Raw genomic sequence first — 21637 nt, forward strand, 5'->3', positions numbered from 1 at the left:
CCCACGAAGCGACGTGCGCCTCAGTAGCTCTTCGGCAACCCCAGCACCCGCTCGGCGATGAAGCACTTGATCAGCTCCGGCGACACCGGGGCGATGCGGTTGATCAGCACCTCGCGGAACAGCCGCTCGACCCCGTACTCGGCGGCGTAGCCCATGCCGCCGAGGGTCATGACCGCCCGCTCGCAGGCCTTGAACGCCGCTTCCGCCGCCAGGTACTTGGCGGCGTTCGCCTCGGCGCCGCAGGGCTCGCCGGCGTCGTACAGGGCGGCGGCGCGCAGCACCATCAGCCACGCCGCCTCCAGTTCCATCCAGTTCTCGGCGAGCGGATGCTGGATGCCCTGGTTCTGGCCGATCGGCCGGCCGAACACGATGCGTTCCTTGGCGTAGGTCACGGCCCGGGCCAGCGCCTGACGGCCGATGCCGACGGCCTCGGCGGCGATCATCACGCGCTCCGGGTTCAGCCCGTGCAGCAGGCAGCGGAAGCCCTGGCCCTCCTCGCCGATCCGGTCCGCCGCCGAGACTTCCAGGTCGTCGATGAACAGCATGTTCGAGTCGACGGCGTGCCGGCCCATCTTGTGGATCGCCCGGATCTCCACCCTGGAGCGGTCGAGCGGCGCGTAGAACAGCGACAGACCGTCGGTCGGCTTCGGCGTGGCCTCGACCGGCGCCGTACGGGCGATGATCAGCACCCGGTCGGCCTCCTGGGCGGTCGATGTCCAGATCTTGCGGCCGGTGATGCGGTAGACGTCGCCGTCGCGCACCGCCGCAGTCTTGATCCGACCGGTGTCCAGCCCGGCGTCCGGCTCGGTGACGCCGAAGCAGGCGCGTTCCCGGCCGGCGATCAGCGGCGGCAGGAAGCGCTGGCGCTGTTCGTCGTTACCGAACACCACCACCGGGTTCAGGCCGAAGATGTTGATGTGGATCGACGAGGCCGCGGCCATGCCGCCGGCGGAGTTGGCCACGCGGTTCATCATCAGCGCCGCCTCGGTCAGGCCCAGCCCGGCGCCGCCGACATTCTCCGGCATGGCGATTCCCAGCCAGCCGCCTTCCGCCATCGCGCCGGCGAACTCCACCGGGAAGCGCGCTTCCTCGTCGGCCTTGCGCCAGTAGTCGTCGTCGAACCCGTCGACGATCCGGCCGACGGCATCGACCAGGGCGCGCTGGTCGTCGGTAAGCAGCTGGGCTCCGGTCATGCGTGCAGCATCCTCACAATGCGGGTCGACGATCGAACCAGGGGTGCGCCGCCTCGAGCTGGCCGGCCAGGCGAAGCAGCAGGTCCTCGCGACCATAGCCCGCCCCGATATGGATTCCGACCGGCAACCCGCCGTCGGTCCAGTGCAGCGGCACCGACATGGCCGGGCAGCCGGTCATGTTGAAGAAATGCGTCACCGGCATCTCCGCATGGCACTGCCGGGCGAACTCCTCGCCGCCGGTCGCGTCCGGCCGCAGGGTGCCGAGCGGGAACGGCGGCCGGCGCATGGTGGTGGACACCAGCACGTCATGGCGCTCGAAGAACCGCCCGAACGCCCGGCCGGCGCGGTGGAACGCCCCGACCGCCGCGGCGTATTCCGGCGCGGTGATGTCCGGCCCGGCCCGGGCGATCTCCCACGACGCGCGCTCGTAGCCGGTGCCGTCGGGCTCGCGGCCGAGCTCGGCCGAGCGGCCGACGACGGTGTTCCAGGCATTGGCGGCGACGATCACCATGATCGCCCGGTTCAGGGCGGCCGACTCGATCTCCGGCATCGCCTCCTCGACATGATGCCCAAGGTTCTCAAGCAGCCGACCCGCCCGCTCGACCGCCCGGCGGTTCTCCGGATCCAGCGCGATGCCGTCCAGCCCGGTGAGATGCAATGCGACGCGCAGCCGGCCGGGATCGGCGCCGACCTCCTGCACGAACGGCCGTGGCGGGGCCGGCGCGGCATAGGGGTCGCCGACCTCCGGCCCCGAGGTGGCGTCCAGCATGGCGGCGCTGTCGCGCACGCTGCGGGATATCACGTGGCTGCAGGCCAGCCCGGCCCAGCCCTCGCCGACGAACGGTCCCATCGGATTGCGCCCGCGGCTCGGCTTCAGGCCGAACAGCCCGCACTGCGCCGCCGGAATCCGGATCGAGCCGCCGCCGTCGCTGCCATGGGCCATCGGCACGATCCCGGCCGCCACCGCCGCCGCCGCCCCGCCGGAGGAGCCGCCGGCGGTACGACCGAGGTTCCAGGGATTCCGGGTCGGGCCGGTCGCGACCGGTTCGGTGGAGATGCTGATCCCCTCCTCCGAGGTCGCGGTCCGCCCGAAGCTGACCAGCCCGGCATCCCGGCAGCGCGCCACGTAGGTGAAGTCGGCCGGGGCCGAGAACCCGTCCCAGAACCGCGACCCGTTGCCCGTCGGCACCCCGGCCTCGAAGGTGTAGAGGTCCTTGAACAGGAACGGCACACCGGCGAACGGCCCGATCCCGTCCCGGACCGCCTGTCGGGCGCGCTCGTCGAGCCGCCGGACGATGGCGTTGACCCGCGGATTGACCGCGTCGGCCCGCGCCAGGGCGGCCTCCAGCACCTCGGCCGCCGACACCTCGCCACGCCGGATCAGGCCGGCCAGGCCGAGGGCGTCGTGACGGGCGTAGTCGTCGTAGCCGAGCATCGGGATCTCCAGCGCCTAGAGTGCCGGCACTCGGTCGAACCAGGGCCTGGCCTGCTCGAGCTGTGAGGCCAGCCGAATCAGCAGGTCCTCACGCCCGAACGCCGCCCCGATGTGGATGCCGACCGGCAGGCCGTCGGCGGTCCAGTGCAGCGGCACCGACATCGCCGGGCAGCCGGTGGCGTTGAACAGCGGCGTCACCGGCATCTCGTCCATCAGCAGCCGGTAGTACTCCTCGAGCCCCTGGTCGTCCTGCCGCAGCACCCCGAGCCTCGCCGGCGGCTCGTGCATGGTGGTCGACAGCATCACGTCCCAGTTCTCGAAGAACCCGGCGAGCTGACGGCCGGCCACATGGATCGCGGTGACCGCCGCGGCGTAGTCGGCGGCGGTGTACTCCCGGCCCTCCTCGGCCCAGGCCCAGGTCGCCTTCTCCAGCCCGTAGCCGTCCGGCCTGCGGTCGAGCGCGGCATAGCGCAGCGCCACGGCGTTCCACAGGTTGCCGGCGATGATCACCCGGAACGCCTTCGACAGCGCCGGCACGTCGACCGACGGCATCGCCTCGTCGACGTCGTGGCCGAGCTCCTGCAGCAGCTTGGCCGCCTCCCGGGCCGCCCGCGCGTTCTCCGGGTCGAGCGGACGGCCGTCGAGACCGGTGGTGTGGAGCGCGACCCGCAGCCGGCCCGGATCGGCGCCGACCTCCTCGCTGAACGGCCGGGCCGGCGGCGGAGCAGCGTAGGGATCGCCGGGCGCCGGCCCCGAGGTGGCGTCCAGCATGGCGGCGCTGTCGCGCACGCTGCGGCTGACCACGTGGCCGGTCGACAGCCCCGACCAGCCCTCGCCGACGAACGGGCCGGCCGGATTGCGGGCGCGGGTCGGCTTCAGGCCGAACAGCCCGCACTGCGCCGCCGGGATGCGGATCGAGCCGCCGCCGTCGGTGGCATGCGCCACCGGCACGATGCCGGCCGCCACCGCCGCCGCCGCACCGCCCGACGAGCCGCCGGCCGAACGCTCCGGGTCCCAGGGGTTGCGGGTCGGGCCGTGCGCCGTCGGCTCGGTGGTCCAGGCGATCCCGAGCTCCGGCGTGTTGGTCTTGCCGAACACCACCAGGCCGGCCTCGCGGCAGCGCCGGGTGTAGGTGAAGTCGGCCGGCGAGACGTAGTCGGCCCATAGCCGCGAGCCGTTGGACAGCGGCGCACCCTCGTAGCCCATGTACAGGTCCTTGAGCAGAAACGGCACGCCGGCGAACGGACCGGTCGGCAGGTCGGCCGCTACCCGGCCGCGAGCCTCGGCATCCATGCGGTGGACGATGGCGTTGATCGCCGGGTTGACGGCGTCGGCGCGGGCGATCGCCGCCTCCAGCACCTCCTCGGGCGTCACGTCCTTGCGGGCGATCAGCCGGGCCAGTCCGAGGCCGTCGTGGTTCGGGTACTCGGTGAAGGCTGCCATGGGAGCTCCGAGGCTAGAGATCGACCTTGTCGTCGAGGGAATCGCCGCCGAAGAACCGCTCGGCGTTGGCGAACATCTGGCGGAACTTGCGGTGCATGATGTCGCGGGTGCCGGGCGCGTTGTGCGGGGTCAGCACGACGTTGCGGAATCCGGCGAATGGCGACGGGCCGACCACCGGCTCGATCTCGAAGACGTCGAGGCCGGCGCCGCCCAGCTTGCCGGATGCGAGGCCCTCCAGCAGCGCCGGCTCCGAGACCACCGGGCCGCGCGCACAGTTGATCAGGATCGTCCCGTCCTGCATGGCGGCGATCGCCTTGGCGTCGATCATGTGCCGGCTCAGGTCGGTCAGCGGCACGTGCAGGGTGATGAAGTCGGAGCTGGCGATCAGCTCGTCGAACGGCAGCCGCTCGACCCGGAGCGCGTGCTCGACCGCCGGGTCCATCTCCAGCAGGTCGTGGTAGGCGACATTCGCGCACTCGAAGGGAATCAGCCGCTTGGCGACCTGCTTGCCGATCCGGCCGAGCCCGATGATCCCGACCCTGGCGCCGCCGAGGCCGAGCGCCTCGGCCCGCACGGTGTTGGAATGCCAGCGCCCGGCCCGCAGCTCGGCGTCCTGCCAGGCGAGCCGGCGGCCGACCGCCAGCATCATCATGATGGTGTGCTCGGCCACGCCCTCGGGGGTGCCGCCGGGGGTAATCGCCAGCGGGATCTGGCGGTCGCGCAGCGCGGTGGTGGCCACGGTGTCGTGGTAGCCGACCCCCTGGTGCAGCACCAGTCGCAGCCTCGGCGCCGCCTCGACATGCCACGCCTCCAGCCGCTTGGCGCCGATCATGACGACCTCCGCCTCGGCGAGCTTGGCGCGGATCTCGGCCTCGTCGTCGCGGTCGAGGTACATCAGTTCGTAGCCGTCCGGCCGCTCCTGCTCGATCAGGGCGCGCAGATTGGCGTCGGCGGGGACGAAATAGAGGATACGGACGGTCATGGATCGCACGCGGATGGGTGGCGGGATGCGGTCGGATCCGGGCCTCGATGGGCGCGAGCCGGACCGCACGAGCCCGGATGCTAGCGGGCGGACGGCGGGTTTGTCATGCAGCGCGAACCGTGTCCGGGAAAATCCGTTGCCGGACTGTCCGGCGGACGCTCCCTAGAGGCGCGCCGGGTCGATGTCGGCCACCGCAATCGGCAGAAGCAGCGGCCGGCAAGTGACTTCGACCGGTCCGACCGGGAAACCGCCATAGGCCTGGACCATGGCACGGCCGGCCATGAAATGGCCCAGCCGCTGGCAGTCCTCGAGGCTGCCGGTCACCGTGGTGTCCGGCCGGTAGGTGCAGACATCCTCGGTCGGCGAGCAGGCGATGATGAGCGCGAGCATCCACATCGGAAAATCGTGGGCGCACGCCGTGCGCCTGTCAAGCGCACGGCGTGCGCATTGAAGCAATCACGCTACAGCAGCCGGTCCTGGCGGGGGTCGCCGCCGTCGACCTCGACGATGCGGGCCGCGACCCTGTCGTGCTCCTCGACCGTGCCGTCGGCCCGCAGATGCCGGATCCGGTGCCCGCGTGCCAGCAGCAGCGGCGCCACCAGCCGGGCGCGGTGGCAGCGGGCCGGATCGGATTCGGCGCACATCAACGCGACCCGGTAGCGGGCCGCCCCGTCGGCCAGCCGGTCGAGGGCCGCCGCCACCACCTGCCCGGTCGGCGGCGGGGCATCGCCGCGCTTGCCGCCCAGGGCATCGCCGAGCCAGACATAGGCAATCCCGGCACTGGCCAGCGCGTCGCGCAGCGGCTCGCGGTTGAAGTGCCGGACCCGCCGGGAATACGGCGCCGAGCGCACGTCGGCGACAGCGGTCACGCCGGCCGCGCGCAGCAGGTCGAGGAACCGGTCGATCCCGTGGTTCGAGTGCCCGACGGTCCAGATCTCGGCCGGCGCCGTCATCGCGGCCTCTGTCACAGCGTGAACAGCGACTCGATCTTGCGGCGCAGCTGGTTCGGGCTGAACGGCTTCACCACATAGGCGTCGACGCCGTTGCGCGCGGCCGCGACCACGAAATCGCGGCTCGCCTTGCCGGTCAGCATCACGAACTTCATGTGCGGCCAGCGCAGCCGCACCGCCCTCAGGAACTCCAGCCCGGACATCTTCGGCATGTTCCAGTCCGACACGATCAGCTGGAACTGGCCCTGCTCGTGCTCCAGCACCGCCAGCGCCTGCTCGCCGTCCTTGACCGACACGATGTCGGTGATGCCCATGACCTTGAGCGCGCCCTGCGCCAGCTTGGTCGCCATCGGCTCGTCCTCGGCCAGCAGCACCCGCAGGCCGGCATAGGTCGGCAGCGGCTTTGGTGCGGCAGGTCGATCTGATTCCAGGCTCATCGGGCGGCACTCACTCGGCGGCGGACCTGCGGGCAGCGGCACGCAGGGCGGTCAGCCCCTGCTCGATGGCGGCCGGCAGGGCCTCGCACCCGGCGTGCGTGTCGTCCATATGCCCCGCCAGGGCCGCCTCTTCAACCATTCGGGCGCTTCGCCACGCCGTGCGCAGGCCGATGGAGCCGGCGGCGCTCTTCAGTCCGTGGGCGGTGTCGGCGATCGCCGGCAGGTCGCCGGCGTCGCGCGCGACGGCAATGGCGGCCAGCGCCTCGGCCGCGGTCTCCTCGAACGCCGCCACCAGTTCCCCGGCCATCTCGTCGCCCAGTTGATCGGCCAGGGCGTGGTAGACTTCCGGCTCGAACGGCTCGCTGTCGGACTCCAGCAGCGCCGTCGGGTCGCCCTCATCCGCCGGCTCGTCGTCCGTCTCGACAGGTGCCGTCGCCATCACCCGCGCCAGGGTCCGGAACAGGGCGCGCGGGTCGATCGGCTTGGCGACCGCGGCGTCCATGCCGGCCGCCAGGCAGGCCCGGACCTCGTGCTCCATGGCGCCGGCGGTCGCCGCCACCACCGGGACCAGCGACGCCGGGCCGTCGAGCGCCCGGATCGCCCGGGTCGCGGCGATGCCGTCCAGCTCGGGCATGTGCAGGTCCATCAGCACCAGGTCGACGCCGCCGGCCGCGACCGCCGCCACCGCCTGTGCGCCGTCGGGTACCACGGTCACCCGGTGTCCGCGCTTCTCCAGCAGGCCGCGGGCGACCTGCTGGTTGACCAGGTTGTCCTCGGCCACCAGCACGTGCAGCGGCGACAGGTCGGGCACCTCGGCCTCGGCGGTCGCGGCCGGCTCGCCGCCTTCCGGCAGCGTCACGCGGACCCGGAAGGTCGAGCCGCTGCCCGGCGCGCTCTCGACGTCGATGGTCCCGCCCATGCGGCCGACGATGCGCTTGGAGATCGACAGGCCGAGCCCGGTGCCGCCGTAGCGGCGGGCGGTCGAGGCATCGGCCTGGGCGAACTCCTGGAACAGCCGGCCCAGCACCTCCGCGGTCATGCCGATGCCGGTGTCGGTCACCTCGACGATCAGCGACACGTCGGCGCCCGTGCCGGCCGCGCGCCGGACCGACAGGGTCACCGCGCCGGAGTCGGTGAACTTCACGGCGTTGCCGACCAGGTTCAGCAGCACCTGCCGCAGCCGCCCGGCGTCGCCGCGCAGATAGGGCGGCACCTCGTCGGCGACCCGGCCCTGCAGCAGCAGCCCCTTCTCCGACGCCCGCCCGCTCATCAGCGCGACCGTGCCCTCGACCAGCCGGCGGACGTCGAAGTCGGTCTCCTCCAGTTCGAAGCGCCCGGCCTCCAGCTTCGACAGGTCGAGGATGTCGTTGAGGATGGTCATCAGCGCTTCGCCGGACTCCAGCACGATGCCTGCGGTCTCGCGCTCACGGGCCGCCAGGTCGCCGTCCAGCAGCAGGCGGGTCATGCCGATCACGCCGTTCATCGGCGTGCGGATCTCGTGGCTCATCATCGCCAGGAACTCGGACTTGGCGCGGGTCGCCGCCTCGGCCCGCTCCTTGGCGTCGCGCACCTCGGCCATGGCGTCCTTGAACACCGCCAGCGCCGCCGCCATCGCACCCACCTCGTCGCGCCGGCCGAGGTCGGGCACCGCCACCTCACGGGTGCCGCCGGCCAGCGCCGTCATCGCCTGCTCCATGCGACCGAGCGGCCGCACGATGGTCTGGATCATCCAGACCGCCACCGCCAGCGCCGTCACCGCCACCCCGGCGATCACCGCCAGGGTGAAGGTCTTGGTCTGCTCGATCAGCCGCTCGGCCTCCAGCCAGAACCGGTAGCCGCCGGACGCCGCCGCCTCGACCAGGATCTCCAGCTTCTCGCGGATCCCGGCGGCAATCTCCTGCCGGGCGGCGCCGGGTACGGCCTCCCGCCAGCCGTCGACCTCGGCCAGGATGGTGCCGACCAGCCCCCGCATCGCCTGCGACTGCGAGCGCTCGGCGACCACCGCCAGGTCCGAGACGAGTTGCTCCCGGCGCTCCTCCCGCTCGGTGGCGGAGTCGGCGCGCTGCATCACCGCGAAGGCGGTCTCGGCCGAGCGGGCGTGGTTGATGGCCTGCAGCGGCTGGTCGTACAGGCGCTGGGCGAGGTCGGCGAGCGACCAGGTCGCGGTCAGGGCGACCGCCGCCAGGGCGGCGGCGGCGATCACCGCGACCAGGAAGGCGCCCAGCAGCTTGAACCGGATCGACATGCCCCGCGCCCCTTCCTGTGGGCCGGCCGTCACTCGACCGTGATCACCAGCTTCATCTTGGGATGGATCCGACAGAGCACCTGGACCGTGCCGGCATTCGCCAGGGTCACCGCGTTGGTCTGGCCCGGCGGCTGGATGCCGAGGTTGAACACGTTGCCGTCGGACTCCGAATACACGTTGTGATCGTAGAAATCCTCGTTGGCGAACACGACGCTGTCGCCGGCCTTCACGGTCAACGCCTTCGGCTCGAAGGCCTTGCCGGTCTGGACCACCCGGCTCTCGGCGGCGAAGGCCGCAACGGCGACCAGGGTTCCGAGGGCGGTGCCGGCAACGGCGGCCGCCGAAACGGTGCGAATAGGATGGCGCATGATGCCGATTCCCCGAGCGTTCCGATGTCCAGCAGACTACCGCAAGGTCCGCAGCCGATGCGAGAAAGCTCGGTCCGTCACAGCATCTTGATGGGCCTGGAGTGAGGCCGTCGAAGCAGCGGATGGGTTTCGGATCGCCCACGCTGGCGCGCGTGCGTCCGGAATGGCGATGGGGTAAGGACGCGCCCTTTCCCCACAGCCGTCATTCCGGACCGGGCCGCCGACGGCAGGACGGAGCCGGAACCCACGGCTCGACGGACCCCGCGGCGAACGCTACCCCGCCAGCTTGGCCTTCAGCAGCTCGTTGACCATGCCCGGATTGGCCTTGCCGCCGGAGCGCTTCATGGTCTGGCCGACGAAGAAGCCGAACAGCTTGTCCTTGCCGGACCGGTACTCGGCGACCTTGTCCTGGTTCTCGGCCAGCACGGCGTCGACGATCGCCTCGATGGCGCCGGTGTCGGAGACCTGGCGCAGGCCCTTCTCCTCGACGATCGCCGCGGCGTCCTTGCCGGACTCGAACATCTCCGCGAACACGTCCTTGGCGATCCGTCCGGAGATCGTGCCGTCGCCCAGCAGGTCCATCAGCCCGCCCAGCGCGTCGGCCGAGACCGGGCTGTCGGCGAGGTCGAGCCCGGCCTTGTTCAGGGCGCCGAACAGCTCGCTGGTCACCCAGTTGGCGGCGATCTTCGGATCGCGCTTGCCGTCGCCGCCCCGGACCACCTGCTCGTACCAGTCGGCGGTCGCGCGCTCCTCGGTCAGGGTCGCGGCGTCGTACGGCGACAGCCCGTACTCGCCGATGAACCGGGCCTTGCGGGCATCCGGCAGCTCCGGCAGCGCCGCCCTGAGCTCGGCGATGCGGGCCGGGTCGAGCACCAGCGGCAGCAGGTCCGGGTCCGGGAAGTAGCGGTAGTCGTGGGCCTCCTCCTTGGAGCGCATCGACCGGGTCTCGCCGCGGTTGGCGTCGAACAGCCGGGTCTCCTGGTCGATGGAGCCGCCGGACTCCAGGATCTCGATCTGGCGACGCGCCTCGTACTCGATGGCCTGCTGCACGAACCGGATCGAGTTGACGTTCTTGATCTCGCAGCGCGTGCCCAGGCCGTCGCCCGGCTTGCGCACCGAGACGTTGACGTCGCAGCGCATCGAGCCTTCCTGCATGTTGCCGTCGCAGGTGCCGATGTATCGCAGGATCGACCGCAGCTTCTTGATGTAGGCGGCGGTCTCCTCGGGCGATCGCAGGTCCGGCTTGGAGACGATCTCCATCAGCGCCACGCCCGACCGGTTCAGGTCGATATAGGACTTCGACGGGTGCTGGTCGTGCAGCGACTTGCCGGCGTCCTGCTCCAGGTGCAGGCGCTCGATCCCGACCGCGCGGGTGCGGCCGTCCTCCAGGTCCAGATGCACCACGCCCTCGCCGACGATCGGCTGCTGGTACTGGCTGATCTGGTAACCCTGCGGCAGGTCGGCATAGAAGTAGTTCTTGCGGTCGAAGACGCTGACCTCGTTGACCTGCGCCTCCAGCGCCAGGCCGGTGCGCACCGCCTGGTCCACGCATTCCCGGTTGATCACCGGCAGCATGCCCGGCATGGCGGCGTCGACCAGGCTGACCTGGCTGTTCGGCTCGGCCCCGAAGGCGGTGGAGGCGCCGGAGAACAGCTTGGACCTGGAGACCACCTGGGCGTGGACCTCGAGGCCGATCACGACCTCCCAGGCCCCGGTCTCGCCCTGGATGCGGTAAGGCTGGGCGGTATGGGACTCGGCCATTTCTCAGACCCCTTCCAGCATGGCGGGCCGGGCGGTGAACGCCGCCGCCTTCTCGAGCGCGCGGGCGACCCGCAGCACCATCGGCTCGTCGAACATCCGGCCCAGCACCTGCAGGCCGAGCGGCAGCCCACGCGCCGACAGCCCGGCCGGCACCGACGCGCCGGGCAAGCCGGCCAGACTGGCCGGCACGGTGAACACGTCGTTCAGGTACATCTTCACCGGGTCGTCCTCGTTGGCGCCGACGGCAAAGGCGTCCGACGGCGCGGTCGGGGCCAGGATCGCGTCGACCTGTCCGAACGCCTCGTCGAAGTCGCGCCGGATCAACGTCCGGACCCGCTGGGCCTTGCGGTAGTAGGCGTCGTAGTAGCCGGCCGACAGCACGTAGGTGCCGATCAGGATGCGGCGCTGCACCTCGGCCCCGAAGCCCGCGCCGCGGGTGTTGGCGTACATCTCGGCCAGGCTGTCGCCGTCGACCCGCAGGCCGTAGCGCACGCCGTCGTAGCGCGCCAGGTTCGACGACGCCTCGGCCGGTGCCAGGATGTAGTAGGTCGCCAGGGCGTAGCGGGTGTGCGGCAGCGAGATGTCGACGATCTCGGCCCCGGCGTCGCGCAGCCAGGCGATGCCCTGCGCCCAGATCGCCTCGATCTCGGACGGCATGCCGTCGACCTTGTACTCGGCCGGAATGCCGATGCGCAGGCCCTTCACCCCCTGCTCGAGGCCGGCCGTCAGGTCCGGCATGGCCTCGGGCGCCGAAGTCGAATCCCTGGGATCGTGCCCGGCCATGGCCGACAGCATCACGGCGGCGTCCCCGACCGTGCGGGCCATCGGCCCGGCCTGGTCGAGCGACGACGCGAAGGCGACGATGCCCCAGCGCGAGCAGCGTCCGTAGCTCGGCTTCACCCCGACGATGCCGGTATAGCTTGCCGGCTGGCGGATCGAGCCGCCGGTGTCGGTGCCGGTCGCGGCCAGCGCCGCCCGGCCGGAAACCGCCGCCGCCGAGCCGCCGGACGACCCCCCCGGCACCAGCCTGGTCCCGGCGTCCTGTGCCGCGCGCCACGGGTTCACCGCCGGCCCGTAGTAGGACGAGCCGTTCGACGACCCCATGGCGAACTCGTCCATGTTGGTCTTGCCGAGCATCACCGCGCCGGCGTCCCACAGCTTCGCCGTCACCGTCGATTCGTAGGTCGGCTTGAAGCCGTCGAGGATGTGCGAGGCGGCGGTGGTCAGCACGCCCTCGGTGCAGAACAGGTCCTTCACCGCGATCGGCAGGCCCTCGAGCGCCCCGCCCTCGCCCTTCGCCAGCCGGGCGTCGGACGCCTCGGCCATCGCCATCGCCCTGTCGGCCGTCACCGTGATGTAGGCGTTCAGGTCCTTCGTCGCCTCGATGCGGGCGAGATAGGCCGCGGTCAGTTCGCTGCTGGTGATGTCGCCGGCGCGCAGGGCGTCGCGGGCGCCGACCAGATCGAGGTCGAGAATCCCGGCCATCACTCGACCACCTTCGGCACCGCGTAGAAGCTGCCGGCGGGGTCCGGCGCGTTGGCGGTCACCCTGTCCGGATAGCCGCCGTCGGTCACCGCATCCTCGCGCTGCGGCAGGCTGTGGCCGGTGACGCTGGCCAGCGGCTCGACGCTGGCGGTGTCGACCTGCTCGAGCTGCTCGACGAAGCCGAGAATGGCGTTCAGGTCCGCGACCATCGGCTCCAGCCGGTCGTCGGGAACCCGGAGCCGGGCGAGTGTCGCGATGGACGCGACGGTGGCCTTGTCGAGCGACATGGGCTAAAGACCGTATCAGTTAATCGTGAAAGCCTGAGAACGGCGGATTTCCGCCGTTTCGGAGCGCGGAAGCTAACACCGCCCATGCCCATCTGCAAGCTTGCCGACCTGCCCCGGCTGCTGCCCCCCGGCGGCCGCCTGATGGGCCTCGACTTCGGGACCAGGACGATCGGCGTCGCGGTCTCCGATGCCGCCCTGCGCGTGGCCTCGCCGGTCACCATCGTCCGCCGCCGCAAGTTCTCGGCCGACGCCCTCGAGCTCGCCGAGCTGGTGGAGAGCCGCAACATCGGGGGCTTCGTGGTCGGCCTGCCGCTGAACATGGACGGCACGGAGGGCCCGCGCTGCCAGGCGACCCGCGACCTGACCGCCGAACTGCTGCTGCGCATGGACCTGCCCTGCGCTTTCCAGGACGAGCGCATGAGCACCCAGGCGGTCGAGCGTGCGATGATCGCCGAGGCCGACCTGACCCGCTCGAAGCGCAAGAAGTCGATCGACTCCGCGGCCGCCGCGTGGATCCTGCAGGCCGCCCTGGACACCCTGCCCGCCCCCGAGTGACGGTCGCCACCCGATGACCGCCACGCTCAGCGCCCTGGCCCCGGTGTTCGGGCTGATCGTGCTGGGCGCCGTGCTGCGGCCGATCGGACCGATCGGCGAGGATGGCTGGCGGGCGCTGGAGCAGATCACCTACTGGCTGCTGCTGCCGGCCCTGCTGGTCCTCAAGCTCGGCGGCACCGACCTGAGCGACTACGAGATCGGCCCGATGGTGACGGCGATGGCCGGGGCGGTGCTGATCGTCACCGCCTTCCTGGTCGCGATCCGGCGAGCCACCGGCATCGGCGCCGCCGCCTACACCAGCGTGATCCAGGGCGCGATCCGGCAGAACACCTATATCGGCATCGCCGCCGCCGGGCCGCTGTACGGCCCCGACGGGGTGGCGCTGGCGGCGGTCGGGATCGCCGCGGTGATCCCGCTCGGCAACGTGCTGGCGGTCTGGTTCCTGACCCGCATGATCGGCGATACCCCGGCCGGTCTCGGCGTCGTGGCGAAGTCGATGGTCCGGAACCCGATCATCGTCGCCTGCGCGGTCGGCATCGCCCTGAACGCCGGCGGCATCGGCCTGCACCCGCTGCTGGCCGACGGGCTGGACCTGCTGGCCCGCGGCGCCCTGGCGCTCGGCCTGCTGGCGGTCGGCGCCGGCCTGCGCTGGACGGCGATCCGCAGCGGCTGGACGGCGCTGCTGCTGTCCAACCTGCTGAAGCTGGTGGCGGTGCCAGCGCTGACCCTGGCGCTGGCCGGGCCGCTCGGCCTGTCGGGCGTCGCCCTGCAGGTGGCGGTGCTGTTCAACGCCCTGCCGAGCTCGGCCTCGACCTACGTGTTCGCCCGGGCGCTCGGCGGCGACCACGCCCTGATGGCGGCGATCCTGACGACCCAGGTGGCGATGGCGGCGGTGACGCTGCCGCTGTTCATCGCGCTCGTCGGCTGAGCTACATTGGCGGTCGGTCACACCGTCAGCAGCGAGATCGGACCGTTGCAGGTAAACGGGGCCCAGCCGAGCGATCCGCCGCCGCACAAGACGCGAACGCCACCCTGGCAACTGCTGCTCTATGCGGTCGCGAGCCTCCTGTTCGGCGTATCTCCGCTCCTGGCCGCGGCATACGGGCCGGAGATCATGATGGGCGTGTTGATCGTCATCACTGCGCCGGTAGGCTTCTTCTTCGCGCTGTGTTTCGGGCTCGCCGCCGCCTTGAGAAGGCTCGGCGGCCTGCCCAATAAAGGCCGGCTTACGTCCGGACGACGCCAGGTGGCGTTCCGTTCGCCTGCCGTAAGCCTTGAGATCGTCGGATAGCCCTTTTCCGCACCGCAGCATCGCTCTACGCTTCGCTGTTACAGCCGGAGCCCCCCCATGCTGCCCGTCTTCGAGTTCTGGCCCGCCCTGACCGCCCTCGCCGTCCTGCACCTGCTCGCCGCCATGGTGCCGGGGCCGAATACCGTGGTGGTCAGTCACCTGGCCGCCGCCCAGTCGCGAGGCGCGGCGTTCCGTGCGGTCGCCGGGGTCGCCACGGCGACCGGCACCTGGGTGGTCGTCACGCTCAGCGGCGTCGCCGTGGTCCTGCACCAGGCCGAAGGGATGTTCTGGCTTATGCGGATCGCCGGCGCGCTCTACCTGTTCTACACCGGGCTGCGGCTGCTCTCGGCGCTGGTCCGGTCGTCCGGTGCGGACGGGGCTGCCGGCCCCGCGGCGGTCTTGGCACCCTATCGCCTCGGCCTGCTGACCAACCTGCTGAACCCGAAATCCGGGGTGTTCTGGGTCAGCGTGTTCGCCGTCGCGGTACCGACCGGCGCCCCGACCGGCTTCTACGTCGCCGCGGTCGCCCTGATCCTGGTGCAGACGTGCCTGTGGTACGGGCTGGTCGCGCTGGTGTTCGCGAGCGGCCCGGCCCGCCGATTGTACCGCCGCGCGGCCAAGTGGCTGGAGGGCGTGGCCGGCCTGGCGATGATCGGTTTCGGCATCAAGCTGGCGGTCGCAGGGCGGTAGCCCCGCCCGTGGGGTTCCGTCTCGGCCCCGGCGCGCCTACGGTGCCGGCCATGACACCCGATCTCGCCCTGGAGCCGGTCACCCCAAGCCTCGGCGCGCGCCTGACCGGCATCGACCTCAAACAACCGATCTCGGATTCCCTGGCGGCCGCCCTGCGCGCCGCACTGGCCGAGCGGCTGGTGCTGTTCCTGCCCGGCCAGTTTCTCGACATCCCGGCCCTGAAGCGCGCGACCGCGGCGTTCGGCCCGCTGCTGCGGGTACCGTACATCGCACCGTCGCCTGAAGACCCGGACGTGGTGGCGGTGCTGAAGGAGGCCGACGAGACCCGGATCTCGACCTTCGGCGGCGACTGGCACTCCGACTTCTCGTTCCTGGCGGAGCCGCCCGGCGGTTCGCTGCTGCAGGCGGTCGACCTGCCGCCGGTCGGCGGCGACACCCTGTGGGCCGACCAGGCGACCGCCTGGGCGACCCTGCCCGACGACCTGCGCGCCCTGGTCGCCGGCCGCCGGGCGATCCAGACCGGCGCGCCCTACGGCGTGACCCATGCCCCGGCGGCGGACATTGCGACCAGCCGGTCGATCCGGATCGCCCGCGGCGACCCGGAGGCCGACCGCGAACGCGCCCACCCGGCGGTGCGCCGGCACCCCGACAGCGGCCGCGCGGCGCTGTTCCTGAACCCGATCTACACGATCCGCCTGGACGGCATGAGCGAGGCCGAGAGCGCGCCGGTCCTGGCCCGCCTGTACGCCCACATGACCCGGCCGGAGTTCTGCTGCCGCCACCGCTGGCGGCCCGGCGACCTGGTGATCTGGGACAACCGCATGACCCTGCACTTCGCGGTCAACGACTATGACGGCCATCGCCGCCTGCTGTGGCGCACGACCTTCGCGGGGGAAGCGCCGATTCCGGCGTGAGACCCGGCGCCGGCGCTCAGAACGCCCAGACCAGCGCCGCCACGCCGCCGGCGTAGAGGACCGTCAGCGATGCGCTCTCGAAGCCGATGTTGGCGAAGCCGCGCCGCTCGCGGTGCAGCAGGCCGAAGATCAGGACCGCCGTCATGACCATGGCCAGCAGCACCAGGAAGACCTGATCCGGTGACAGCGTGTGGTAGATCGATCCCGGCCGGTAGGCGATGTCGGAGAACGCCATGAACAGCACGTCGAAGGTGTTGCCGCCGAGGATGCCGCCGACCGCCAGGGCGAGCGCGCCCCGGCGCACCGCCGCCAGGGTGGTCACCAGTTCGGGGGTCGAGGTGACGGTCGAGGTCAGGACCGCCCCGATCAGTCCTTCGCGTACTCCGAGGGTCGACGCCATCGCCAGGGCGCTGCCGGAGATCAGGTAGCCGGCGACACCGACGACCGCCCCCAGCCCCAGAATCGCGAGCACCAGCGGCAGGCCGACGCCGATGCGCCGCGCCTGTTCGTCCGGCTGGTCGACGCGGGTCTCCGAGGTCTGCCGCGGTATCCAGTTCTGTTGCCGGCCCGCCCGGTCGGTAGCCCGCACCGCCAGGACGTAGATCAGGAACAGGACGGGCGTCAGCGGGTGCACGCCGGCAACGGTCACCGGCGGGAGCAGCGCCGCCATCGGGAGCAGCCCGAGCAGGATCATCAGGACGGAGCCCGACAGCATGTTCGGCAGCGAGGCGGCGGCATGCTCCAGATTCGCCCTCCGATACACGAGGTCGCCGATCACCAGGAACATGGTCTGCGCGGCGATGCCGCCGATGGCGTTCGAGGTGGCCAGCGCCGGATGGCCGGCGGCGGCGGCGGACACCGAGGTGACACTGCCGGAGAGCGATGTCAGCGCGCCCAGGACCACCGCCCCCGTCACCGCCTGGCCGATCCCCGAGCGGGCGGCGAACCCGTCGGCCAGACGGGTCAGACGGACGCCGCACAGCAGCACCACCAGCCCGCTCGCGAGGAAGATCGCGACGACGGCGGAGAGGTCGAGGGACTGGATGTCGAGCACTGGCACGCGACGCGGCTGTTGGACGGGGCAGACGGACTCAACCACTGCCGGCCGGCGACGTTCCGGTTGCCGCGCCGATCCGGCCCCCGAGGGTCGTCCCGATTGTCACGCCCGACCATTCGCCGGACTCCGCCGATTCCCGCCGATCCGGCCCGGAACCCGGCCGGCGAGGCGCCCGGCCGGCCGTCGCCGGGCACCGGCAAGCGGCCGAAATCAGGGAATATCCGAGCCCGGTCGCCGGCGGCGCTTGCCGGTGCCCGGCGGCACCCCCTATAACGGCGCTTTAATGACCAGTGCCATCTCCCCCGGACCCGCGAGCGCCGTCTCCGACGGCTCGCGCTATCCGTATCGCCACCTCCTCGGAATCGAGGGGCTGTCGCGACCCGACATCGATTTTCTCCTGGACCGCGCCGACGGCTTCGTCGAGCAGAACCGGCAGGTCGACAAGAAGTCGTCGACCCTCCGGGGCCGCACCCTGATCAACCTGTTCTTCGAGAACTCGACGCGCACCCGCACCAGCTTCGAGCTGGCCGGCAAGCGGCTCGGCGGCGACGTCATCAACATGTCGGTCTCGACCTCGTCCATCAAGAAGGGCGAGACCCTGATCGACACCGCGATGACCCTGAACGCCATGCACCCGGACGCCCTGGTGGTCCGGCATTCGGAGTCCGGCGCCGTCCACCTGCTGGCCGAGAAGGTCAACTGTTCGGTGGTCAACGCCGGCGACGGCAGCCACGAGCACCCGACCCAGGCGCTGCTCGACGCCCTGACGATCCGCCGCCGCAAGGGCCATCTCGAGGGCCTGGAGGTGGCGATCTGCGGCGACGTCGCGCACAGCCGGGTGGCGCGCTCCAACATCCACCTGCTATCGATCATGGGCGCCCGGGTCCGGGTGGTGGCGCCGCCGACCCTGCTGCCGTCCGGCATCGAGCGGTTCGGGGTCGAGGTGCATCACGACATGGAGCGCGGGCTGGCCGGCTGCGACATCGTGATGATGCTGCGCCTGCAGACCGAGCGCATGAAGGGCAGCTTCGTGCCGTCGATCCGCGAGTACTTCCGCTACTACGGGCTCGACGAGGACAAGCTGCAGGCGGCCAAGCCGGACGCGCTGATCATGCATCCCGGGCCGATGAACCGCGGCGTCGAGATCGACTCGGTGGTGGCCGACGACATCGCGCGCTCGCTGATCCGCGAGCAGGTCGAGATGGGCGTGGCCGTCCGCATGGCCGTGCTCGAGATCCTCGTCACCAACCAGACCGAGCCGTGGGCGAAGAACCAGTGAGACCGACCCTCTTCAAGAACGCCCGGCTGCTCGATCCGGCCGCCCGCCTGGACGCCAAGGGCGCCGTCCTGGTGCGCGACGGCCGGATCGCCGAGGTCGGCCCGCAGCTGTTCGTCGACGCCATCCAGGAGGACGTCGAGGTGGTCGACTGCGGCGGCCGCTGCCTGGCGCCCGGCCTGGTCGACATGCGGGTCCAGACCCGCGAGCCGGGCGAGGAGCACATGGAGACCCTGGCCTCGCTGCAGGCGGCCGCGGTCGCCGGCGGCGTGACCACGGTCGCGACCCTGCCGAACACCAGCCCGATCATCGACGACATCTCGATCCTGGAGTTCGTCGAGCGGCTGGCCCAGGAGGTCGGGCTGGTCAACGTCCACCCCTACGCCGCCGCCACCAAGGGCCTGAAGGGCCTGGAGATGACCGAAATCGGGCTGCTGTCGGCGTCCGGCGCGGTCGGCTTCACCGACGGGGTCAAGGCGATCGCCGACGCGGCGGTCATGCGCCGGCTGCTGTCCTACGCCACCATGTTCGACCGGGTCGTCATCCAGCACCCGGAGGATCCGACGCTGGCCCGCGGGGGTTGTGCGACCGAGGGCGAGATCGCCACCCGGCTCGGCCTGCCCGGCATCCCGGCCTGCGCCGAGGTCATGATGATCGAGCGCGACCTGCGGCTGGTCCGCCTGACCGGCGGCCGCTACCACGCCGCCCACGTCTCGACCGCCGCCGCCATCGAGGCGATCCGCCGGGCCAAGGCCGACGGCCTGAAGGTCACCTGCGATACCGCCCCGCAGTATTTCGCGCTGAACGAGCTGGCGATCGTCGACTACCGGACCTTCGCCCACATGTCGCCGCCGCTGCGCGCCGAGTCCGACCGCCAGGCGGTCGCCGCCGGGGTCGCCGACGGCACCGTCGACGCGATCGCCAGCGACCACAATCCGGAGGACCAGGACGCCAAGCGGGTCCCGTTCACCCAGTCGGTGCCGGGCGCGGTCGGCCTGGAGACCCTGCTGCCGATCAGCCTGGGCTTGGTGCATGACGGCGCCATGGAACTGCTCGACCTGATCGACCGGCTGACCCTGCGCCCGGCCCGGATCCTGGGACTCGAAGGCGGCACGCTGGCGCCGGGCGCCTGGGCCGACCTGATGGTGTTCGAACCGGACCGCGCGGTGCGGATCGATGCCCACCGGTTCCGCTCGAAGTCCAAGAACAGCCCGTTCGACGGCAAGCCGGCCCAGGGCCGGGTGTGGCGCACGGTCTACCGCGGCCGTACCGTGTTCGACCTGGACGCCGAGGAGCCGCGCTCGCGGCGGGAGCAGTCCCATGCCTGACCCGATGGGTGGGTTCGCCTACACTTGGCCGTTCTATGCCGGCTTCGTGCTCGCCTACCTGCTGGGCTCGGTGCCGTTCGGCCTGGTGCTGACCCGGCTGGCCGGGCTCGGCGACATCCGGGCGATCGGTTCCGGCAACATCGGCGCCACCAACGTGCTGCGCACCGGGCGCAAGAGCCTGGCCGCCGCCACCCTGCTGCTGGACGGCGGCAAAGGCGCGGTCGCGGTGCTGATCGCCGCCCGGTTCGGGCCGGACATGGCGGTGCTGGCGGCGGCCGGGGCGATCCTCGGGCACTGCTTCCCGGTCTGGCTCAGGTTCAAGGGCGGCAAGGGCGTCGCGACCACGCTCGGGATCTGGCTGGCGCTGTCCTGGCCGGTCGGGCTGATCGCCTGCGCGGTCTGGCTCGGGGTGGCCGTGGCGTTCCGCTACTCCTCGCTCTCGGCCCTGCTGGCGGTCGCCGCCGCCCCGTTGGCTGCCTGGCGGTTCGAGGGGCCGCAGGTCGCCGAGCTCGGCGCATTCATTGCCGCGCTGGTCTGGATCCGCCACCACGAGAATATCCGACGCCTACTGCGCGGCGAGGAGAGCCGGATCAAGTTCGGCGGCTCCAAGAAGGACGTAAGCTGAGGCTTCACCTCGCGAAACCGACACAACAGTTTCGTTTCGACATCGCATCGTCCTGAAAACTGCGCTCGGGGTTTCATAGCCGGGAGGACCGCCGCCACCGGAGCGCCCCCGATGCCCGCCATCCCGCCAGAGCCCCCGCTGTCCGACACCGAGCGGCTCGACCGCCTGCGGCTGATCCGCACCGAGAACGTCGGACCGGTCACCTTCCGCCATCTGCTGGCCCGCTATCGCACCGCGACCGACGCCCTGCAGGCGCTGCCGGGGCTGGCGCGGCGTGGCGGCCGGCGCCGGCCGCTGGCGGTACCGACTACCGCCGAGGCCGAACGCGAGGTCGCGGCGGTCCGGCGCGCCGGCGCCGCCCTGATGGTGATCGGCGACCCCGGCTACCCGGTCCGGCTGGCGGCGATCGACGACGCCCCGGCCTGCCTGTCCGTGATCGGCGACCCGGCGCTGCTGGGCGTGCCGGCGGTCGCCCTGGTCGGGGCGCGCAACGCCTCGGTCAACGGCTGCCGCCTTGCCACCCTGCTGGCCCGCGCCTTCGGGGTCGCCGGCTATACGGTGGTGTCGGGCCTGGCCCGCGGTATCGACGCCGCCGCCCACGAGGGCGCGCTGGCGACCGGGACCGTGGCGGTCCTCGCCGGCGGCATCGACGTGGCTTATCCGCCGGAGCATACCGACCTGCTGCGCCGGGTCGCCGACTCCGGCGCGGTGGTCGCGGAGATGCCGGTCGGCACGGTGCCGCAGGCCCGGCACTTCCCGGCCCGCAACCGCATCATCGCCGGGCTGTCGCTCGGAACGGTCGTGGTCGAGGCCGCCCGCCGGTCCGGCTCGCTGATCACCGCGCGGCGCGCCCTCGACCAGGGCCGCGAGGTCTTCGCGGTCCCGGGATCCCCGCTCGACCCGCGGAGCGCCGGCTGCAACGCCCTGATCCAGGACGGTGCCGCCCTGCTGATCCAGGACGCCGACGACGTGCTGGCGGTGCTGCGGGCGATGCCGGAGCAGGTCCGGAACGCCGGGACCCCGGCCGGAGTCCCGGCCGGGGTCCTGCACGAGGACGGGCCGGGCTGGCGGCCGCTCGACACCGACGATTCGACCCGCCGGCGGGTGCTCGACGCACTGGGCCCGGAGCCGCTGCCGGTTGACGAACTCATTCGCGGCTGCCAATTGTCTGCACCAATCGTCGCGACCGTGCTCCTCGAGGCGGAGCTGGCCGGTCAGGTCGACCGGTACCCGGGAAACCAGGTGGCGCGACGGCTGGACCCCCCGGCCTGAAGGCGAACCGCCAAAGGGCGCGCCGGGCACGGACGACCGTGAA

22 protein-coding genes are annotated in these 21637 nt (G+C 71.7%); 9 read left to right on the forward strand and 13 right to left on the reverse strand.

Annotated features, from left to right (window positions below; all coding sequences use genetic code 11):
- Positions 1 to 20: 20 nt before the first annotated feature.
- The 12 genes from RIC31_RS01000 to gatC all read right to left on the reverse strand — a co-directional run bounded on the left by RIC31_RS01000 (position 21) and on the right by gatC (position 12586).
- Positions 21 to 1193 carry an acyl-CoA dehydrogenase family protein gene (locus RIC31_RS01000; protein WP_350100139.1) on the reverse strand — a complete coding sequence of 391 codons (1173 nt, stop codon included), beginning with the start codon at positions 1191 to 1193 and terminating at the stop codon, positions 21 to 23.
- 13 nt (positions 1194 to 1206) lie between these two features.
- On the reverse strand, positions 1207 to 2628 hold the full coding sequence (locus RIC31_RS01005) for an amidase (protein ID WP_350100141.1): 1422 nt from the start codon (positions 2626 to 2628) through the stop codon (positions 1207 to 1209).
- 15 nt (positions 2629 to 2643) lie between these two features.
- On the reverse strand, positions 2644 to 4071 hold the full coding sequence (locus RIC31_RS01010; protein WP_350100143.1) for an amidase: 1428 nt from the start codon (positions 4069 to 4071) through the stop codon (positions 2644 to 2646).
- A 13-nt stretch (positions 4072 to 4084) separates the two neighbouring features.
- On the reverse strand, positions 4085 to 5053 hold the full coding sequence (locus tag RIC31_RS01015) for a 2-hydroxyacid dehydrogenase (RefSeq protein WP_350100145.1): 969 nt from the start codon (positions 5051 to 5053) through the stop codon (positions 4085 to 4087).
- A 162-nt stretch (positions 5054 to 5215) separates the two neighbouring features.
- On the reverse strand, positions 5216 to 5449 hold the full coding sequence (locus tag RIC31_RS01020; RefSeq protein WP_350100147.1) for a hypothetical protein: 234 nt from the start codon (positions 5447 to 5449) through the stop codon (positions 5216 to 5218).
- Positions 5450 to 5514: 65 nt separating this feature from the next.
- Positions 5515 to 6006 (reverse strand): DUF488 domain-containing protein, encoded by a 492-nt coding sequence (locus RIC31_RS01025; RefSeq protein WP_350100149.1) that lies wholly within the window; start codon positions 6004 to 6006, stop codon positions 5515 to 5517.
- An 11-nt stretch (positions 6007 to 6017) separates the two neighbouring features.
- Positions 6018 to 6440: a response regulator gene (locus RIC31_RS01030; RefSeq protein ID WP_350100151.1), complete on the reverse strand. Its 423-nt coding sequence runs from the start codon at positions 6438 to 6440 to the stop codon at positions 6018 to 6020.
- Positions 6441 to 6450: 10 nt separating this feature from the next.
- Complete coding sequence (locus RIC31_RS01035) at positions 6451 to 8685, reverse strand: ATP-binding protein (protein ID WP_350100153.1); 2235 nt, start codon at positions 8683 to 8685, stop codon at positions 6451 to 6453.
- Between the two features lie 29 nt (positions 8686 to 8714).
- Positions 8715 to 9053 carry a cupredoxin domain-containing protein gene (locus RIC31_RS01040; protein WP_350100155.1) on the reverse strand — a complete coding sequence of 113 codons (339 nt, stop codon included), beginning with the start codon at positions 9051 to 9053 and terminating at the stop codon, positions 8715 to 8717.
- 273 nt (positions 9054 to 9326) lie between these two features.
- Positions 9327 to 10814: an Asp-tRNA(Asn)/Glu-tRNA(Gln) amidotransferase subunit GatB gene (gene gatB, locus RIC31_RS01045; RefSeq protein WP_350100157.1), complete on the reverse strand. Its 1488-nt coding sequence runs from the start codon at positions 10812 to 10814 to the stop codon at positions 9327 to 9329.
- A gap of 3 nt (positions 10815 to 10817) precedes the next feature.
- Positions 10818 to 12299 carry an Asp-tRNA(Asn)/Glu-tRNA(Gln) amidotransferase subunit GatA gene (gene gatA / locus RIC31_RS01050; protein WP_350100159.1) on the reverse strand — a complete coding sequence of 494 codons (1482 nt, stop codon included), beginning with the start codon at positions 12297 to 12299 and terminating at the stop codon, positions 10818 to 10820.
- Positions 12299 to 12586, reverse strand: coding sequence for an Asp-tRNA(Asn)/Glu-tRNA(Gln) amidotransferase subunit GatC (gatC, locus tag RIC31_RS01055; protein ID WP_350100161.1), 288 nt, complete (start codon positions 12584 to 12586; stop codon positions 12299 to 12301). The genes gatA and gatC overlap by 1 nt, the downstream gene beginning before the upstream one ends.
- Positions 12587 to 12670: 84 nt before the next feature.
- Here gatC and ruvX point away from each other — a divergent pair, with 84 nt between their 5' ends.
- From ruvX to RIC31_RS01080, 5 genes are read left to right on the forward strand one after another with little or no spacing between them, the layout of a single operon-like run.
- Positions 12671 to 13141 carry a Holliday junction resolvase RuvX gene (gene ruvX, locus RIC31_RS01060; protein WP_350100164.1) on the forward strand — a complete coding sequence of 157 codons (471 nt, stop codon included), beginning with the start codon at positions 12671 to 12673 and terminating at the stop codon, positions 13139 to 13141.
- A gap of 13 nt (positions 13142 to 13154) precedes the next feature.
- Positions 13155 to 14069 carry an AEC family transporter gene (locus RIC31_RS01065; RefSeq protein WP_350100166.1) on the forward strand — a complete coding sequence of 305 codons (915 nt, stop codon included), beginning with the start codon at positions 13155 to 13157 and terminating at the stop codon, positions 14067 to 14069.
- A gap of 6 nt (positions 14070 to 14075) precedes the next feature.
- Complete coding sequence (locus RIC31_RS01070; RefSeq protein WP_350100168.1) at positions 14076 to 14432, forward strand: hypothetical protein; 357 nt, start codon at positions 14076 to 14078, stop codon at positions 14430 to 14432.
- Between the two features lie 57 nt (positions 14433 to 14489).
- Positions 14490 to 15122 (forward strand): LysE family transporter, encoded by a 633-nt coding sequence (locus RIC31_RS01075; protein ID WP_350100170.1) that lies wholly within the window; start codon positions 14490 to 14492, stop codon positions 15120 to 15122.
- A gap of 50 nt (positions 15123 to 15172) precedes the next feature.
- Positions 15173 to 16036, forward strand: a complete 864-nt coding sequence (locus RIC31_RS01080; protein WP_350100172.1) for a TauD/TfdA dioxygenase family protein — start codon at positions 15173 to 15175, stop codon at positions 16034 to 16036.
- A gap of 16 nt (positions 16037 to 16052) precedes the next feature.
- On the opposite strand, the gene RIC31_RS01085 is transcribed toward RIC31_RS01080, so the two are convergent.
- Positions 16053 to 17096 (reverse strand): sodium:calcium antiporter, encoded by a 1044-nt coding sequence (locus RIC31_RS01085; RefSeq protein WP_350100174.1) that lies wholly within the window; start codon positions 17094 to 17096, stop codon positions 16053 to 16055.
- A gap of 280 nt (positions 17097 to 17376) precedes the next feature.
- Here RIC31_RS01085 and RIC31_RS01090 point away from each other — a divergent pair, with 280 nt between their 5' ends.
- From RIC31_RS01090 to dprA, 4 genes are all read left to right on the forward strand, one after another.
- Positions 17377 to 18372, forward strand: a complete 996-nt coding sequence (locus RIC31_RS01090; RefSeq protein ID WP_350100176.1) for an aspartate carbamoyltransferase catalytic subunit — start codon at positions 17377 to 17379, stop codon at positions 18370 to 18372.
- On the forward strand, positions 18369 to 19697 hold the full coding sequence (gene pyrC, locus RIC31_RS01095; RefSeq protein ID WP_350100179.1) for a dihydroorotase: 1329 nt from the start codon (positions 18369 to 18371) through the stop codon (positions 19695 to 19697). Before RIC31_RS01090 ends, pyrC begins: the two co-directional genes overlap by 4 nt.
- A 4-nt stretch (positions 19698 to 19701) precedes the next feature.
- Positions 19702 to 20322 carry a glycerol-3-phosphate 1-O-acyltransferase PlsY gene (plsY, locus tag RIC31_RS01100; RefSeq protein WP_350100466.1) on the forward strand — a complete coding sequence of 207 codons (621 nt, stop codon included), beginning with the start codon at positions 19702 to 19704 and terminating at the stop codon, positions 20320 to 20322.
- Positions 20323 to 20433: 111 nt separating this feature from the next.
- Positions 20434 to 21594 carry a DNA-processing protein DprA gene (dprA, locus tag RIC31_RS01105; protein WP_350100181.1) on the forward strand — a complete coding sequence of 387 codons (1161 nt, stop codon included), beginning with the start codon at positions 20434 to 20436 and terminating at the stop codon, positions 21592 to 21594.
- Positions 21595 to 21637 lie beyond the last annotated feature (43 nt).

Origin of the sequence: Thalassobaculum sp., assembly GCF_040219615.1 — a bacterium.
Taxonomy (GTDB): domain Bacteria; phylum Pseudomonadota; class Alphaproteobacteria; order Thalassobaculales; family Thalassobaculaceae; genus Thalassobaculum_A.